General features: G+C 50.5%; 14 protein-coding genes. 11 read left to right on the plus strand and 3 right to left on the minus strand.

What is annotated here, in order from left to right:
- Positions 1–13: 13 nt before the first annotated feature.
- Positions 14–3,097 (minus strand): beta-galactosidase, LacZ type, encoded by a 3,084-nt coding sequence (gene lacZ / locus ACTOY7_RS04970; RefSeq protein WP_482670934.1) that lies wholly within the window; start codon positions 3,095–3,097, stop codon positions 14–16.
- A gap of 216 nt (positions 3,098–3,313) precedes the next feature.
- On the opposite strand from lacZ, the gene ACTOY7_RS04975 reads away from it, so the two are divergent.
- On the plus strand, positions 3,314–4,165 hold the full coding sequence (locus ACTOY7_RS04975; protein WP_160281400.1) for an AraC family transcriptional regulator: 852 nt from the start codon (positions 3,314–3,316) through the stop codon (positions 4,163–4,165).
- 92 nt (positions 4,166–4,257) lie between these two features.
- Entirely contained in the window at positions 4,258–4,770 is a 513-nt protein-coding gene (locus ACTOY7_RS04980) for a DUF6106 family protein (protein ID WP_160281401.1), read from the plus strand.
- 78 nt (positions 4,771–4,848) lie between these two features.
- Here ACTOY7_RS04980 and ACTOY7_RS04985 read toward each other — a convergent pair whose 3' ends face one another.
- Together ACTOY7_RS04985 and ACTOY7_RS04990 are read right to left on the minus strand one after the other, a co-directional pair.
- Positions 4,849–5,826, minus strand: a complete 978-nt coding sequence (locus tag ACTOY7_RS04985) for a PucR family transcriptional regulator (RefSeq protein ID WP_394683026.1) — start codon at positions 5,824–5,826, stop codon at positions 4,849–4,851.
- Positions 5,787–6,068 carry a hypothetical protein gene (locus tag ACTOY7_RS04990; protein ID WP_300884208.1) on the minus strand — a complete coding sequence of 94 codons (282 nt, stop codon included), beginning with the start codon at positions 6,066–6,068 and terminating at the stop codon, positions 5,787–5,789. Before ACTOY7_RS04990 ends, ACTOY7_RS04985 begins: the two co-directional genes overlap by 40 nt.
- Positions 6,069–6,464: 396 nt before the next feature.
- Between ACTOY7_RS04990 and ACTOY7_RS04995 the strand changes: the two genes are divergently transcribed.
- The 9 genes from ACTOY7_RS04995 (at position 6,465) to ACTOY7_RS05035 (ending at position 17,649) form a co-directional block, all read left to right on the plus strand.
- Complete coding sequence (locus ACTOY7_RS04995; protein ID WP_300884210.1) at positions 6,465–7,220, plus strand: SDR family NAD(P)-dependent oxidoreductase; 756 nt, start codon at positions 6,465–6,467, stop codon at positions 7,218–7,220.
- Between the two features lie 21 nt (positions 7,221–7,241).
- Positions 7,242–9,182 (plus strand): oxidoreductase, encoded by a 1,941-nt coding sequence (locus ACTOY7_RS05000; RefSeq protein WP_482670935.1) that lies wholly within the window; start codon positions 7,242–7,244, stop codon positions 9,180–9,182.
- A 480-nt stretch (positions 9,183–9,662) separates the two neighbouring features.
- Complete coding sequence (locus ACTOY7_RS05005; protein ID WP_300884215.1) at positions 9,663–11,018, plus strand: extracellular solute-binding protein; 1,356 nt, start codon at positions 9,663–9,665, stop codon at positions 11,016–11,018.
- A gap of 131 nt (positions 11,019–11,149) precedes the next feature.
- Positions 11,150–12,043 carry a carbohydrate ABC transporter permease gene (locus ACTOY7_RS05010; protein ID WP_300822198.1) on the plus strand — a complete coding sequence of 298 codons (894 nt, stop codon included), beginning with the start codon at positions 11,150–11,152 and terminating at the stop codon, positions 12,041–12,043.
- Positions 12,044–12,059: 16 nt separating this feature from the next.
- On the plus strand, positions 12,060–12,866 hold the full coding sequence (locus tag ACTOY7_RS05015; RefSeq protein ID WP_160281423.1) for a carbohydrate ABC transporter permease: 807 nt from the start codon (positions 12,060–12,062) through the stop codon (positions 12,864–12,866).
- 147 nt (positions 12,867–13,013) lie between these two features.
- Positions 13,014–14,846 carry a DUF3863 domain-containing protein gene (locus tag ACTOY7_RS05020; protein ID WP_482670936.1) on the plus strand — a complete coding sequence of 611 codons (1,833 nt, stop codon included), beginning with the start codon at positions 13,014–13,016 and terminating at the stop codon, positions 14,844–14,846.
- Positions 14,819–15,037, plus strand: coding sequence for a hypothetical protein (locus ACTOY7_RS05025; protein WP_160281405.1), 219 nt, complete (start codon positions 14,819–14,821; stop codon positions 15,035–15,037). The genes ACTOY7_RS05020 and ACTOY7_RS05025 overlap by 28 nt, the downstream gene beginning before the upstream one ends.
- Before the next feature lie 140 nt (positions 15,038–15,177).
- The gene (locus tag ACTOY7_RS05030) at positions 15,178–16,098 is read left to right on the plus strand and encodes a diguanylate cyclase (RefSeq protein WP_160281406.1); all 921 of its coding nucleotides are present in this window, start codon (positions 15,178–15,180) and stop codon (positions 16,096–16,098) included.
- A gap of 96 nt (positions 16,099–16,194) precedes the next feature.
- Entirely contained in the window at positions 16,195–17,649 is a 1,455-nt protein-coding gene (locus tag ACTOY7_RS05035; RefSeq protein ID WP_482670937.1) for a beta-N-acetylhexosaminidase, read from the plus strand.
- The last annotated feature ends 46 nt before the right edge of the window (positions 17,650–17,695 follow it).

Below are 17,695 nucleotides of genomic sequence, written 5' to 3' on the forward strand. Positions count from 1 at the left end.
CACTTCCTATCGGTCAGATTCCCCGGAACCGGAAGGTAAAGGTCATCTTTTTGCTGATATCCAGCAGATATTCCGGAAGCGGACGCGCTCCCCAGCTGTCGTCCCCGGCAATACCGATCTGCTGCATGGCTGCCCGGACGACGGTGTAGTGCGCCTCCGGCAGCTCGTAGGGATGCCGCGCGTTTTCCATCTCATGGGGCGTCCAGGGAAGTGCGGAGAAGCTCATGGAATCTCCCTCGAACATGAGTCCGCGGCCCCGCCTGTCGGTCACCTTCGCCCAGCGGACGCCGACCTTGTTTCCACATTCCTGGGGAACCATGTAGCGGGCTACATTGTCCATCACTTGATTCCTGTAGATCCCCAGCTTCGCGCCTTCGCAGCGGTCCGTGTAGGTCTCGGCAGGACCCATTCCATACCATTCCACATGGTCATAGTCGGCATTCATTTTCAGAATCATGCCGAATTCCGGCATATCGCCCAGCTCCTTCACCGGATCATAGGACAGTGTGGTCTCGACCGTGCCGTCCCCGAATACCGTATAGGCAACCGTACAGGAGGTTACCGGCTTGGTGGGGAGATGATAGAGGAAGGTCACAGTCACGGAGCCTTCGTGTTCTTCCACAACCACATCCTCGAACTGATTGGTCTCCAGGTTCTTGTGAGTGACATAGAGACTTGCCAGCTTCCATTGCCCGTACTGCGCCATCAGCTGGCTGCCCTCGTCATTGTCTACCGGCGCCCGCCAAAAATTCGGCTTCGGAATGGTCTCCAGCATTTCCACGCCGCCCCAGCGGTAGGAGGACAGTCCGCCGAATAACTCGGAGAACAGCACTTCAAAATTCTCGCCCCGGACGCCCACGTTGTGGGTTCCCCTTACGACGGTGATCGGTTTGGTACATGCTCTGCGGGCAGCGGAAGCGTCTGCGGTATAGAAGGTCTGTCCAAACGCAACCTCATGGCCTGCCTTTGCCCAGAGGGTATCCTCCTTCAAACGGAACGAAACGGTGGCGGTATACTCACCCGGCTGGTCCGCCCGGCGGACCGGAAGGGCATATTCCTGTTCGGACAGCGGCGCAACGGCAGTGTCCATCGGAGCTTCATAGACCGGGACCCCGTCTTTCGCAAGCGTGACCACGCAGTCAAAGGCGCTGGTATTTGTGAACAGGTGCTTATTGCGGATCATTACTTTATCTGCTGATACTTCCGCGGAAATGTTCTGGTAATTGTATTTGATCTCCTGCATCTTCGGGGAAGGAGTGCGGTCTCCGCCGTATACGATCCCGTTTCCGCTGAAATTATAATCGGTGGGACGTTCTCCGAAATCTCCGCCGTATGCCTGAAATTCCTTTCCGTAACGGTCTTTTTTATAGATGGACTGGTCTACATAATCCCAGATAAAGCCGCCTTGGTACAGGGGTTCCGTATCGGTCAGGTCCGTGTATTTGTGCATTCCGCCGCAGGAATTGCCCATGGCATGGGTATATTCGCAGCAGATAAAGGGCTTGTCACGGTGCTCGGACAGAAATTCCTGGATTTTGGCTGCCGATGTGTACATCTGGCTCTCCATATCGCTCGTCTCATTGTAGCGGCGGTCGCAGAAAATCCCTTCATAATGTACAAGCCGGGTATTGTCAAGCTCCCGGAATCTGTCTGCCATATCCCGGATCACGGTGCCGCCGAAGGATTCATTTCCGCAGGACCAGATCAGGATGGACGGGTGGTTTTTGTCCCTCTGGTAAGTGGAATTTACCCGGTCCAGCATCATGGCCTTCCATTCCTCCCGGTCGCAGGGCACGATCCGGCTCATATCCCTGTCCCTGCCTCGTGCGTAGCTGTCCCAGGAACCGTGGGACTCCAGATTGTTTTCATCGATCAGATACAGGCCGTAGCGGTCGCACAGCCGGTAGATCCGGGAATCGTCGGGATAGTGGCAGGTACGGATGGCGTTGATGTTGTGCAGCTTCATGGTGGTGATGTCCTGCAGGATCTCATCCTCCTGGGGAACTCGGCCGGCTTTGGAGCTGAACTCGTGGCGGTTGACGCCCTTAAATACGATCCGTTTTCCGTTGAGGCACATGATATGATCGATCATCTCAAATCGGCGGAAGCCCACATATTCGGAAAGAACCTCCGCAAGCTGTCCGTTCTCATCATAGACCTGCAGGAACAACTCATAGAGATTGGGCTCCTCCGCGCTCCACAGGTCGAAGCCGGATACCGGAAGTGAAAGGTGCGCTTCCCCCTCCCTCATGTCAAATGCGGCGGAGGCGAATAATGGTGCCTCTTCTGGCGCGTTGGCTGCATAGAGGGAAGCCGGCGCGTCAGCGGCCGGAAGCTTCCGGAGCTCTGCCTCAATCCGGCCGTTTCCGCAGCTGAGCGCGTCGATCACAAGCCGACCTGCCTGATAGCTGTCGTCCAGTAGGGTACGGACGCTCAGATCCCAGATGTGCGTCTTTGGCCGTGTAAAGAGATACACATCCCGGTAAATGCCGGAGAACCGGTAGAAATCCTGATCCTCGGTCCAGCTGCTGCTTGTCCACTTGAAGACCTGCGCGGCCAGCTTGTTTTCGCCGTCCCGGACATAGGGGGTCAGGTCAAATTCCGAAGGGGTGAAGCTGTCCTCGCTGTAGCCCACATACTGTCCGTTCAGCCAGAGCGCCATGCCGCTCTCCACACCCTGGAAGGAAATGTATACGGGCATGCCCTTCATGGATTCCGGAAGGGTAAAATACTTTACATAGCTTGCCGTCGGGTTGAACCGGGTGGGAATCTCCCCGGGCAGGATCTCCTCCCGGCCGTCCCATGGATACTGCACGTTCAGATAAGCGGGGACATCGTAGCCCTCCATCTGGATATGGGCAGGCACCCGGATCTCTCCCCAGTTTCTGCAGTTATAGTCATCCGCCTCAAAGCCCTGGACCGTGTCGTCCAGATTTCTTCCGTAAGAAAACTTCCAGATGCCGTTCAGGGAAAAGCGGAAAGGATTCTCACCCCTGTCCAGGTGGTCCCTGTCCGGATAGCAGACATGGTCCGAATGAGCGGGGACCACGTTTTCCTTAAAAAATTCGGGATCTTTGATTTTGCTGTAGTCAAACATGATGTATACCTCCTGATTACGTTCTTTGCGCGCTGCGGGGTTCCGAGCTTTTGCCGGCCTGCAGCTGCTCTGCCGATGATAGTAACACGATATGTTCTCCATTATGCTGGAAAGTAAACCGAAATACAATATAAAATCATTGCAAATGCATGGAAAAATGTTGCCTGACAGAGCGGATAGAGTTATACTGTAACAGACAAAAGGAGGAGAGGACAGATGACAAATCCAACGGAAGATGAGGTTCGTTCTTATTATGCGGAGGACAGACTGTTAAGCTCCCTTTCGGTATACAATGTGGGAAGCCAGAAATGTACGCCCGGATTTCAGTGGGGGCCGGGGGTGCGCGACCATTATCTGCTCCACCATGTGCTGAGCGGCAAAGGGCATTTTGAGATCAGGGGAAAGACCTATGATCTGAAAAAAGGAGATACATTTCTGATCTATCCAAATATGGAAGCATGTTACCGGGCCGACGAGGAAGAGCCCTGGGTCTATACCTGGGTAGGCTTTGCCGGGACCGACGCGTTTTACCTTCTGAACCATACGGATTTTTCGGAGGAGTCCCCTGTGCTCGAGCAGGCGGAAATCAGCGGTGAGATCGAGCGGAAGATCCGGCAGGTGTATGAGGCAAAGGGCAATACCTTTTATGATGCGGTTTCCATGACCGGAGCGCTGTATTCCATGATCGCCATGCTGATGGAAAATTCTTCGGCGGAGGCGAAACAGAAGAACCTGCAGACAGGCCGTGTCGAGCAGGCGGTCCGCTATATCGAAGAGCACTATTCCTATCCCATTACGATCGAGGATATTGCGGGATATACCGGGGTCTGCCGCAGTTATTTGTATCGGATGTTCCAAAAGATCCTGAAGATATCGCCCAAGGATTATGTGGAGGAATACCGGATCCGGCAGGCGTGCAGGCTTCTCCGGGAGACGGATATGCCGATCACGGCCATCGCGCATTCCGTAGGATACGAGGACAACCTGTATTTTTCCAAGGCATTTAAGAAATGCAAGGGACAGACCCCGAGCCGGTACAGAAAGGCGGAGAGCGGGAAAAAACTGTGACAGCGGAAAAACGTCTGTCTGCGCGCGGCTGACAGATGGGGCTTCCGCCGTGTGAGCGTTATAGGAAGATACGACAGGGAGGATGAAAAGAGATGTATGATTATGCGATTGTGAAACAGGTAAAAAGAAAGCCAAAAGCGATGACAGGAATCCTGCGGAAGGTAATGATCATTTTTGCGGTGGTCATCCTGCTGCTGGGGGTAACGATCTCCCAGGGGTTCATGCTTCCGGGATTTCTTCTGGTGGCGCTGTATTTCGGGTATGATGTCTACAGCCAGAAGGAATACGAATACCGGCTGGAGAGCGGAAGGCTGACCATTGATGTCATTCTGGGGAAGCGCTACCGCAAGACCGCTCATATCCTGGAGCTGTCGGAGATGGAGGTGACCGCGCCGAACCGCCACGAGGCTGTGGCAAAGTACCGCAGGGACGCAGGCGGGGTGAAACTTCCCAAGTATGATTATACGTCCTATGAGGAGGATACGCCTTATTTTACGATGATCGCCATAGAAAACCGAACAAAAATCAAGCTTCTGCTGGACCTGGACGAGGAGATGCTCCAGACGCTGAAAAGGCTGTATCCGGAGCGGGTGTTTCTGGTGTGACGGAATATACGATATCAAAGAAAAAAACACAGGTTTCCTTACCTGGGAAATCTGTGTTTTTTCTGATACCGCTTTTTATCATCGGCCCTCCAATTCGCTCATGTAAAAACTGATCATCAGATGCATAAATGTATGAGGATCTTCGAGAGAGACACCGGTCAGCTCTTCAATCTTATTGAGCCGGTACAGAAGCGTATTGCGGTGGATATGAAGGCTTTCCGCAGTTTCCGCCGTGCTGCGCAGGCTGTTGATATAGACCTGCAGGGTAGGCAGAAAGTCCGTGGAATGGGCTTTGTCATATGCCTGTACGTTTGCGATGACCGGAGACAGGTAATTGCTCCGGGGCATCTGCTCCGTGCGGGGAAGCAGGATCGCGGGCAGATAATAATCTTCGTAGTAGGCAATCCGATATCGTGGATTTAACCGGCTTCCCAGTCTCATCGCATCCTCGGCCTGCATCTGAAAGCTTGCCAGCTCCAGCAGATTATCAAACGTATTGCTCACTCCGCAGTGGGCGTTGAATTTCTCCAAAATGGTATGGAACTGCTTTTCGGATGCTTCGGTATTTTTTGCGATATTCATATTGTACTGCAGGATCAGCAGAACATTGTGCTGGATTAAAGCAAGCTGGCAGGGGAAAAACTGCCGAATGGACTTTCGGATGTAGGAAAGCACATTTTTTTCATTGGTTTCATCCGTGCTGACCGCAACGACTTGATAGGGCGGCTCCAGACGGATGCCGGTGTCTTTAAACCACAGTTCCAGCTGCTTTTTGGAATGGATCCGATGATGAAAGAGTTCCCCGGTCAGTGTTTTCAGATAGGTATAGCGCATGCTGCTTTCCGACTCCCGGTCCTTAAAGAAAAAAGCACAGGTGTTCTGGATGATCTCCATGGCTTTCATTTTGTCGGATGTGATCGGCGCGTCTTTGCAGTTCATGGTCACATAGCCTTCAATGATATCATTGACCCGGATGATACCCTGGATCTTGGGGGCGCCCTTGCAGGAGCCCCAGTCTACGATGTAAGGGGCTTCATTTTCATTGACGGACTGCATTCCTCATAAAGCTGTACGATCATATCCGTCTCATACCCCCGGTTTTCCAGAAGATAATCCCATTGATAATCCCCGGTTTTTGTCTGAGGGGAGATTCCCAGCACATTATACATAATATCCACCGCCAGGATCGGAACGCCTATGATCTCCCAGCAGATATCCAGTAATTCCTGGATATCGCCGGATGGCAGCGTCTTGAACATTTCTTCATATAACCGTAAAAAATCAACTGTATTTTCCATCGTTTAACCCTCTGTTTTCATAATTGCAGATTTTTATTCCCATGAAGCAATGAGCTGAGTTGTGAGAAATAACATAAATGCAAAATTATTATATAATAAACTTTATGATAATTCATTATTATTTTATGGGAATTTTTTAGAATTATTTTGTCTGAGCTTCATGGATGATGCATATTGAATAAAAAATGGATTTGAAACATTAAAAAAATATCGTAATCTACAAAAATGGAAAAGGCAGTAAATTGTGCAGACGCACAAAATGAGGGCGTTTTTTTCGGAATAGTACCCGATGAAAAACGGGTGATATTGTCATATAATGCATTTAACAAAGAAAAAGCGCTTTTGTGGTTGAACAGTAGATCTACGGGAGCGGACGGATAGAAGGAGGATAAGAATATGTTTGATCTGAGTGGAAATGTAGCTGTAGTAACAGGAGCATCGGCTGGTTTGGGACGGCAGTTTGCTTTGGCGCTGGCACGCCAGGGGGCAGACCTTGCAATCCTTGCAAGAAGAAAAGAAAAACTGGATGCGGTGGCGGAAGAGATAAAAGCATTAGGAGTCAGATGCCTCTCCGTAGCATGCGATGTAACGGATACGGCGCAGATTGAAAATGCGGTGAAGGAAGTGGTGGCGGAATATGGAACGGTAGATATCCTTGTCAACAATGCGGGCGGCGGCAGCTGCATCCCGTTGGAGGAGCTTCCGGATGAAGAGTGGAGGAAAGTCCTTTCACTTGATCTGGACGGAACTTTCTACTGCATGAAGTATTTCGGAAAAATCATGCTGGAAAAAGGCTATGGACGTGTGATCAATATTGCGTCCATTCTTGGAAAAGGCGGATTGAAGGAGCTTCCGGTTATTGCGTATGCATCGGCAAAGGGCGGTGTGATCAATATGACCCGCCAGGCGGCTACGGAATGGGCGACGAAAGGTGTGACGGTCAATGCGCTTTGCCCGGGATTCTTTGCGTCGGAAGCAAACGGACCGGAAGCAATGGAGGCGATGGACGAGTTTATCGGTATTCGGACTCCGATGTGCCGGCCCGGAAAAGAAGGGGAGCTGGATTCCTCCATTGTGTTCCTTGCGGCGAAAGAATCTACATATGTGACAGGTACCATTTTGACATGCGACGGCGGATGGACAGCAATCTAAGAACAGAGGGGAGAACGAGAAATGAGCTGCGATTATACGAAATTATTACAGCCGATCAAGATCAACAATATGCGGCTGAAAAACAGGATCATGCTTTCGGCAATGGGGACCTTTACGCCCATGCAGGACGGAACAGACAGCGAGGAAGGGATCCGCTACTATGAAGAACGCGCAAAGGGCGGCGCAGGCCTGATCATGACCGGCGCCATGTTCCTGAATGAAAAAACAGCGCAGGGCGGCCCGACACTTGCTCTGCACAATACAAGAGCGATCCCGAAGGCTACGGTTATGACGGAAAGAATCCACAGATGGGGCGGGAAGATCGGCCTGCAGCTAAGCTGCGGTACCGGACGGAACGGAATGCCGGATATCGGAGAGCGTGTGCCGATTTCTTCCTCTGCGAACCCATCCTTCTATAATCCGGAGATGATCTGCAGACCCCTGGAAACTGAGGAGATCAAGGACATCATGAAGGATTTTGCGGCAGGTGCTCAGTTTGCGCTGAATGCGGGCTTTGACGCAGTGGAGATTCACGGCCATGCGGGTTACCTGATCGACCAGTTTATCTCTCCGCAGTGGAACACAAGAACGGATGAATACGGCGGCTCCTGGGAGAACAGGACCTGTTTTGCAAAAGAAATCGTAGAATCAATCCGCGGCGTAGTGGGGCAGGATTTCCCGATTCTGTTCCGGATTTCCCTGGACCATATGTACGAAGGCGGACGCACGCTGAAGGATTCCATGCCGATACTGGAACTGCTGGAAAAGGCAGGAGTAGATGCATTTGACATTGATTCCGGATGCTATGAGACGATGGACTATATTTTCCCGACAAGATATACGGGGGAGGGCTGTATGGCATATGTCTGTGAAGAGGCCAGAAAGCATGTGAAAGTGCCGATCATCAATGCAGGGAATCATTCCATGGAGACGGCAGCCGCTCTTCTGGAATCAGGAAATGCGGATATCATCAGCTTTGGACGTCAGCTGATCGCAGATCCGTTTTTCCCGAAAAAGCTGAAAGAAGGACGGCGCGAGGACATCCGTCCCTGCCTGATCTGCAATGAGGAATGTATCGGACGTATTTTCGGAAGGCTGACCCAGCTGTCCTGTACCGTGAATATCCAGGTATGCCAGGAAGGCACGACACAGATTGAAAAACTGCCGGAGAGCAAGAATATTGCCGTTATCGGAGCCGGCCCGGGCGGTCTGGAGGCGGCAAGGGTAGCGGCGCTCCGCGGTTGTAAGGTTACTGTATATGAAGCAGCTGACCGGATCGGAGGAACCTTCGGCGCGATTGCCACTGCGCCTTTTAAGAAGAGGATCCGTGAACTGATCACATGGTATGGTGTCCAGCTTGACAAGCTTGGTGTGGAGATCAGGCTTAATACGAAGATCACGCCGGAAAGTCCGGAGCTTGCCGCGGCAGATGAAATCTTTGTGGCAGCAGGTTCGGTGCCGTTTGTCCCAAATATCAGCGGAATGGATGATCCGCGGGTCGCTGACGTGACAGATGCGCACAGGAAAGGGGTAGAGGCGCAGAAGGTGGTAGTATGCGGCGGCGGACTATCCGGCTGTGACGCGGCTCTGGAGCTTGCGATGGACGGAAAAGAAGTGACGATCCTGGAAATGATGGATGCCTGTGCGAGAGACGTGATGATGATCAATAAGATCAGTCTCGACCGGATGTTGGCAGAATATAAGGTGAAGATCCTGACCAATACGAAGGCAGTGGGGATTGAAGCAGACGGCGTAAAAGTGGAAAAAGCGGATAAAACGACGGAGGTGATTCCTGCGGAAGCAATCATTACCGCTTTTGGACAGAAGCCAAATTCTGCTGTAGCAGAAGCAATCGCGGACAGATATCCGCTGAAAACGACTCTGATCGGGGACTGCCAGAAGGTGGCAAAAGCCGGCAATGCGATCAGGGAAGGCTTTTATGCGGCAATGGCGCTTCAGTAAAAACAGATACCGTCAGTTCTCGGCCTGTTATGGAACGGTGGGAATGGGATGTGAGGAACCATTCCCACAAGTAAAATAGAAGCCAGCGTCTTGAGGCGCAGCCAAGTAGTGCGGGCTTATAGCCTGCGTCCGAGCCACCCGCTTTACGGGTGGGGGCGACTACGATTATTTCAGCATTTCTGTGCATATATTCAAAGTTCTTTATATATGGAAATCAGAAGAAAACGGAGAATTTCAGGGAAATATAACCAGTTTATGTCCGCTTGATTCCACTTTTTAACCTTCTATATTGTGATATTCCACAAAAAAGACTCTTGACAAAATTCGCAGTAGTGCATAAATAACAAATGCAGTTGAAAATGCACAGTTTTAGGGCGAATTTGCATACTATGAGAAAAATGCATTTGGTACAATCTTATCATAACAAACCGGACAAAGAGTGAGAGCTTTTTAGATGGTGAAAAAAGGAGGACAATGTATATGAAGAAAAAGTTACTTTCAGTATTGCTCGCAGGTGTGATGGTAGTATCTCTGGCAGCATGCGGAGGCGGCGACAGCGGAAGCGGCAGTGACAGCGGCAGCGGCTCCGAGAGCACGGCAGAGTCAGATGAGAGTTCAGGCGGCGGTTCCGAGGGCGGACATAAGCTGACCGTATGGACCTGGGATCCTGCGTTCAACATCCCTGCGATCAAAGAAGCTGGAGAGATCTATAAGGCAGAAGTTGATCCGGATTTTGAGCTTGAAGTAATTGAGACTCTGTCCGATGACTGCGAGACCAAGCTTCAGACATGCGCGGAGTCCGGCGACTTCGGCACGATGGCAGATATTATCCTGATGCAGGACAATTCTTACCAGAAGTTTGTATCCTTCTATCCGGAAGCATTTACAGATCTGACAGACAGCGGAATCGACTTTTCCGGGTTTGCAGAAGGTAAGCTTGCATATTCAACTGTAGAAGGCAAGAACTACGGAGTTCCGTTTGATAACGGCGCCGTGATTTCCTGCTACCGTACAGACATTCTTGACGAAGCCGGATATACGATTGATGATCTGACAGATATCGACTGGGATAAGTTTATCGAGATCGGTAAGGCTGTAAAGGAAAAGACCGGTAAGTACATGCTCTCCGGACAGGCGAACAGCCAGGATATCATCATGATGATGCTTCAGTCAGCAGGCGCTTCTCTGTTCAACGAAGACGGAACTCCGAACCTGGTTGGCAACGATGCGCTGAATGAATGTATCGACATCTACCAGGAAATGGTAAAAGAAGGCATCTTTTACGAAGTAAATGAGTGGGATGAGTACGTATCCTCCATTACAAACGAGCAGTGCGCAGGCACCATCAATGGTAACTGGATCATGGCAACCATCATGGGTATGGAAGATACGTCCGGTAACTGGGCGATCACAAATATGCCGAAGCTGATGAAAACAGAAGGCGCTACAAACTACTCCAACAACGGCGGATCTTCTTGGTATATCAGCTCTAACTGCCAGAATACAGACCTTGCATTTGACTTCATGGCAAAGACATTTGCAGGAAGCGTAACGCTGTATGAGAACATTCTTCCGACCACAGGCGCAATCAGTACATGGGGACCGGCAGGCGATTCCGAAGCTTATCAGGCTCCGCAGGAATTCTGGAGTGACCAGCCGATCTTTGCAACGGTTGTAGATTTTGCAGAGAAGACACCTTCCAACAATACAAGTGCTTACTACTATGACGTACGTGAAGTTGTCTCTACCGCAATTCAGGATATCATGTCCGGCGGAGGAGAGAAGGATGCAGTCTTAGAGCAGGCACAGGCAGACGCTGAATTCTACTATCAATAAATCATAAGTCAGGCTGTATCTGTAAGGAAACCGAACAGATAAGTCAAGCTACTATGCGGGGGGACCGCCCTGGCGGTTCCCCTTTTTGCGTCTCAAAATGCAGTAAATTGACAAGTAAAGGGGGTCTTTTAGTGGATTCTAAGAAAAAAGGTATGAGCTTACTTGCAAAGCAGAAAGCTGCCGGCTGGGCGTTTTTGACTCCGGCAACGCTGATGATCGTAGTTATGAGTTTTTATCCGATGGTCAGGGCATTTCTCCTTTCCTTACAGACAGGAAGAGGCACGAACTACACGTTTACAGGAATATCCAATTATGCGCGTATGTTTGAAGACAGAGTATTCCTTCGCTCTGTAACCAACACATTTTTCTATCTGGCAGTTCAGGTGCCGATCATGCTGGTGCTTGCGATCCTTCTGGCACAGCTCTTGAATAACCGCGACTTGAAATTTAAAGGGCTTTTCCGTACCTGTGTATTTTTGCCTTGTGCAACATCACTGGTTTCCTATGCAATTATTTTCAGATTCCTGTTTGCACAGGATGGTCTTGTGAATAATGCGCTGGTGGCACTTGGGATTTTTAAAGAGGGGTACAATTTCCTGGGAAATGCCGGGACGGCAAAGATGGTTATCATCTTGGCCCTGATCTGGAGATGGACAGGATACAACATGGTATTCTATCTGGCAGGACTGCAGAATATTGAATATTCCGTATATGAGGCCGCAAAGATTGACGGCGCCAACGGCTGGAAGACATTCTGGGGCATTACCGTACCGCTGCTGAAACCGACGATTATCATGACATTTATCATGTCCATCAACGGTACGCTGCAGTTGTTCGACGAGTCAGTCAACCTGACCAACGGCGGACCGGCAAATGCTACGATCACAATGTCACACTATATTTACAATACATGTTTCCTGCGTGCTCCGAACTTTGGCTACGGAAGCGCTATGGCATTCTTTGTATTTATCATTGTTGCAATCCTTGCATTTATCAATCTGAAAGTAGGTGATACACGTGACTGAAAAAAAGAACAGATCAATGATCCAGCGCAGGCTGATTCCTACTTACATATTTTTGACGATTTTTTCGATCATCTCTGTATTTCCGTTTTTATGGATGATCTCTGCGGCAACGAATAACTATATTGATATCTCAAAGGGACGTCTCCTTCCCGGCAGCTTTGCGGCGGAGAATTTCCGGAACCTGGTTGCGCAGCAGCCGCTGGCCCGGGCAATGGGCAATTCCTTCCTGTACGCGATCTCGGTGACAGTGATCTGTCTGTTTATCTGTTCACTGGCCGGCTATGGTTTTGAGATTTATCATGACAAATGGAAAGACAAACTGTTCTCGATCCTGCTTCTGGCAATGATGGTTCCTCAGGTAGCGACCATGATCCCATTGTTCCAGATGTTCAGTTCGGCAAAATTGCTGAATACAATGGCTGGTTTCTTCCTTCCGATGATCTCGACGCCGTTTATGATCATGATGTTCCGCCAGAATGCAAGAGCATTCCCGATCGACATCATTGAAGCGGCCCGGATCGACGGACTGAATGAGGTACAGATCTTCTTCCGTATGTTCTTTCCGACTATGAGGTCGACCTATGCGGCAGCGGCTGTTATCACATTCATGAATGCATGGAATGCATATCTGTGGCCGAAGGTAATCATGACAGACGGAAAGTCCCTGAACATGGTTATGTTGATCGCCAATACCATCGGCGGATACAAGATTGATTACGGTATGATCATGATGGGCGTATTGTTCTGCTCAATTCCGACCATGCTTGTATTCTTCATCCTGCAGAAGCAGTTTGCAGAAGGTATTACCGGTGCGGTGAAATAAAAGAAATTCCAACCCACGTATCCATTCGCAAAAATCGTGCTGACGCACTCTTACGTCTGCTAACGCAGCCGCGCAGCTAGAAGAAATTTTGGAAAAAAGAGTTTCGCTTGCGAAACTCTTTTTTATCAACGCAGAAAGGAGTAAAAAATGAGTGACTTTATTTTAAATGTGATCCATCGTCCGGAAATGGTGCCGGAGTATTCCGCCACGGTGACCGGGCATGGCAAGGAGGAGGACATCGGAAATAAGAAGCTTCTGACGGAATCTCTGGACATTTTCCGGACACAGCAGAGGCTGGCCCACGAAAATGGTTTGAAGGTCACGATCCATATGACCTATGCTTCCCTGTTCAATGCGGAGGCGGTGCAGATCGCAAAGGACGATCATGAGAAATACGGGGATGAGATCGCTCTGTCTCTTCTTGGACTGCCCTGCGAGCAATTCCGTGAGAAATACCATACAAAGGATTTCTGTATCTGGATGTTTTCCATGGAAGACAAAAAGAAGATCGTCAATGATGTGTTCGGCAAATTCTATGAAACCTTTGGTTTTTATCCGGAATCTACAGGCTCTTACTATATGGATGCGGACCTGACCAATTACATCAAGGAAGCCTACCCTTCTGTGAAGTGTGCCGTTGCCACCTGCTGGGAGGAAGGGCCGAAGGCATATCACACCTGCAACAATTCCTGGTATACGCTGTTTGACGGCGGCCCATGGGCACCCTGGATCCCTTCCAAACAGAATACCCATGCTCCTGCGGCAGATGAGGCAGAGGACAGCGGGATCGTTGCGATTCCGCATTTGTCAAGGGATTTGCTGGCCTGCTATGACGGAAACGGCTCCAACTTCGGGACGCATCCGCAGAATGTACTGCGGGGCATGATCTATGATTCCAAGACCTGGGAGTATCCGTACCTGTATAACCTGATCGATCAGTACCGCGCCCAGGAAAAGTACAACAACGGCTACGCGTACAATATGATGTTTGTAGGTCCCGGCTGGATGAACAAGATGGGCCGCTGGGAGGCGCCTTACGAGCTGCTGCTCAAATCCTATTCCGACGGATGCAGATATTATGGAGATCTTAAGAAAGAGGGAAAGCTCATAGACATGACCATGTCGGAATTTGCGGATTATTACCGGCGGAAGAAGACGTACACCGAGCCGGAATGCGCCCTCTGGCGCGATATCCTTTACGGTTCAGACAAGCAGGTGTTCTGGTATACGGATCCTTATATGCGGGCCGGAGTGAATATGGACCAGGGCGGCGCGATCTTTGATCTGCGTCCTTATGCCGCCAAGCTGAGATGGGAGGTGGGCATCGGTACGAAGCATGTGCAGGATGCGTCCTATCCGTTTTTGATCCAGGAAAAATATCGGGCAGGTTATTTTACACACTATGCAGGGGAAGGAACCATCCGGAGCGCCAAGCTCTGCCATAACGGGGAAGAGGTGGACCTGTGCCTGTGTCGTACGAAAGCGCATTTTTCACAGGAGGGAAGGACACGGATCCTGACGCTGGATCCGGTGACCATTGAGTTTGCGGATCTGACCGTGAAGCTTCAGACAAAGGAGTATTTTGAGGAGGGGGCCGGCTCTGTTAAGATTGAGAGAACGATCCTGGAGATGAGCGATCCCGGCGCGGAAGCGGAGCTGATTGAATACATGGTAGCATGCTATGGAACAACGGAATATCCGGAGGACATGAGCGGCATCCTTCTGAAATGTGAGGGCAGCGAGGAGAAGAGCATTGTCTATGAATACAAGTGCAGAGAGGAAAGTCTGGACAATGCGGAAGCGGTATCCGCAGTGATCCCTGCCATTGAGACGAAGGTTTCCATGACGCAGAGCGGCGGCGGAGAGGGATATATCCGGGAGGGCTATGCATTTTCTCCGATGTTTACTCTGGAGTATAAGAAAAAGATTTCAGAAAGGGAGGTATACGCGACATGGCTCAATCTGGAAAAGGCAGATTAAACTACCGGTGCCCGTCCTGCTTCATGAGAGATCTGGATATCGATATGTTTTATGATAAGGAAAAAGAGGAATATTACTGCCTGCGCTGCCAGTTTACCGGGACGGAGCAGGACGTACTCGCGGGAAATGAGACGGTTCGGATCCGATATAAGGCAATGCATAAGAGGTATGAAAAGTTCGACTTTGATTAGGGGAGACTCCCACAAGGAAAGGGCGGGAATTGATTGATTCTCGTCCGATTTTGTGATATGCTACAGAGAGTGGAGAGAGACGGTATCATATAACTGTGGGCAGGTTCCATGCCTCACCCCGCCTCAGAAAGGAAGTAATCATGGACAAGATATTGTTAATAGATGATAGTATTGTAGTGGGCGATTCTTTAAAAGCAATTCTGGAAACGGACTATGATGTGACTGTATGCCATGATGCTGAAAGCGGACTTGAAAAGGCCATGTCCGGAAAGTATTCCTTGATCCTTATGGATATCATTATGCCGGATATGGATGGATTTACACTGCTGAAAAAGCTTCAGGACATGATACTGACCAGGTATATTCCGATCATTGTAGTGACAGGCCTTGCCGATATACAGCATGAGGAAGAGGCGCTGACTCTGGGAGCGGTAGACTATATCACAAAACCGGTGGTTCCCGCAATTCTGAAGGCAAGGATCAATGCGCAGCTTCGGTCATTTGACAGGCAGATGCACTATAAAAAGCTGGCCATGGTCGATGAACTGACCGGAATCGCGAACAGAAGGCGCTACGAGGAGGAATGGCGTATGAAGTGGCGGGAGGCTCTGCGTCTCGAGATCCCGTTTTCAGTCTGTATCTTCGATATAGATAAGTTTAAGATTTATAACGACAGCTTCGGCCATCCGGCGGGCGATAAGGTTTTGACCAATGTAGCAAAGACCGCATCCTCCTTCCTGCATCGTGCAACGGACTTTGTGGGACGTTACGGCGGGGAAGAGTTTGTCGCGATCCTGGTAGGCAATGACGCCCAGTCTTCTTATGAATATCTGAAAATGATCCGGCAGGCTATCGAAAACCTGCATATACCGCACAATTCCCCGGTATTCCGATGGATTACGGTCAGTGTGGGCGGAGTCACCGTTGTCCCGAAGAACGGGGATGTATATGATACATATCTGAAGATTGCGGATTCCATGCTGTATACCGCAAAAAAATCCGGCAGGAATATGGTCGTATGGTCCGACGGGGGCAAGGAACAGTGGCGGGAGAGAGAATAATACAGAAGGCCTGCCATCGGCAGTCTTTCCACATACGTTGGTATTCAAGAGCCAGGATGATACCTGGCTTTTGCTGTAAAAGCAGAAGGAGGTATTATGGCGCGGATTGCAATCATACCGGAACCAAAGAAAATCCTGGCAGGTGAGGAAGGCAATGCGGATCCTGTGATCCGGGAAAAGAAAACAGATCCTGATATGGGGGAAGAGGAATATTGTCTGCAGCTGAAAAAGGACGGCATATGGATTGCGGGCGGGAGTGAAAAAGCATGCCTGTATGCCAAGTCAACGCTGGAGCAGATCCGGTTGCAGTGCGGGGATACCCTGCCCTGCCTGACGGTGGAGGACTGCCCGGCATATTCGTGGAGGGCATTTCATATCGACTGCGCCCGACATTTTATTCCGGCGGACGAATTGAAGAAAATGATCCGGATGTCGGCACATTTTAAATTAAACAAATTTCACTGGCATTTTTCGGATGACCAGGGCTGGCGTATAGAATGCAGGAAGTTTCCTCTGTTGCATGAGATTGGCGCGGCGCGCAGGGGGGACCATATGGGGAATTATGATTCGGACGAGACCGAGGACCGGTATTATACAAGAGAACAGGTCAGGGAGATCGTGGCTTACTGCGGAGAGCTGGGCGTGGAAGTGATCCCGGAGGTAGATATGCCCGGACATGTGACTGCGGTGCTGGCGGCCTATCCCCAGTACGGCTGCCGGGGGGAGCAGATTCTGGTGGAGACGCGGGCAGGGATTTTCCGAGATATCCTGTGCGCGGGGAAGGAAGAGACTTTTGTGTTTATCGAGCAGCTTCTTGATGACCTTCTGGAACTATTTCCGGGGAAATATTTTCATATCGGCGGGGATGAGGCGCCCAAGGAATACTGGAGCAGCTGCCCCTTGTGCCGGAAGCGGATGGAGGAGGAAGGGCTTGAGAACCTGCAGCAGCTGCAGGGATATATGGAAAACCGGATCACTGCGTATCTGAAAGCGAAGGGCCGTACCGTGATCGTATGGAATGAGGCCGCATACGGGGGCAATCTTGACCCGGATACCATCGTGCAGCTCTGGACGGAGGATAAGGAGAACCGCTTGGAACAGCATATGGAACGGGGCGGGAAGGCCGTTATATCCATTGTGAAGAACTGTTACTGCGACTATCCGTATGGGATCACATCGCTTCGGGATGTCTATGAGCTGGAAGAATGTCCGGCAGGACTGACAAAGGCAAAAGATCGGATCCTGGGAACAGAATGTCTGATCTGGACGGAGCATGTCCGGAATGAAAAAAGACTGGAAACTCTCTGCTGGCCCAGGTTTGCGGCTTCTGCGGAGGTCGGCTGGCGGGGACAGGACAGACCCGGGTATCCTTCGTTTGAAACGAGAATGAAGAGACTGCTGCCTGTATTTGAGAAGTATGGGATCTGCCCGGAGGAGGCTCCCGGCTGGGTTCCGGCGCAGGAAGAGGCTAAGAGGCAGAAAGCGGAATTTGAGAAGAATTTCAGTGCCGAGGACCGGCAGGAAGTGGAGAAAATGCAGGAGATCATCTGAGGTTACTGTTCACACCCTTTGGGCGTTCCAGTAACAGTATCCAGCC

It is taken from the genome of Schaedlerella sp., from assembly GCF_056796775.1.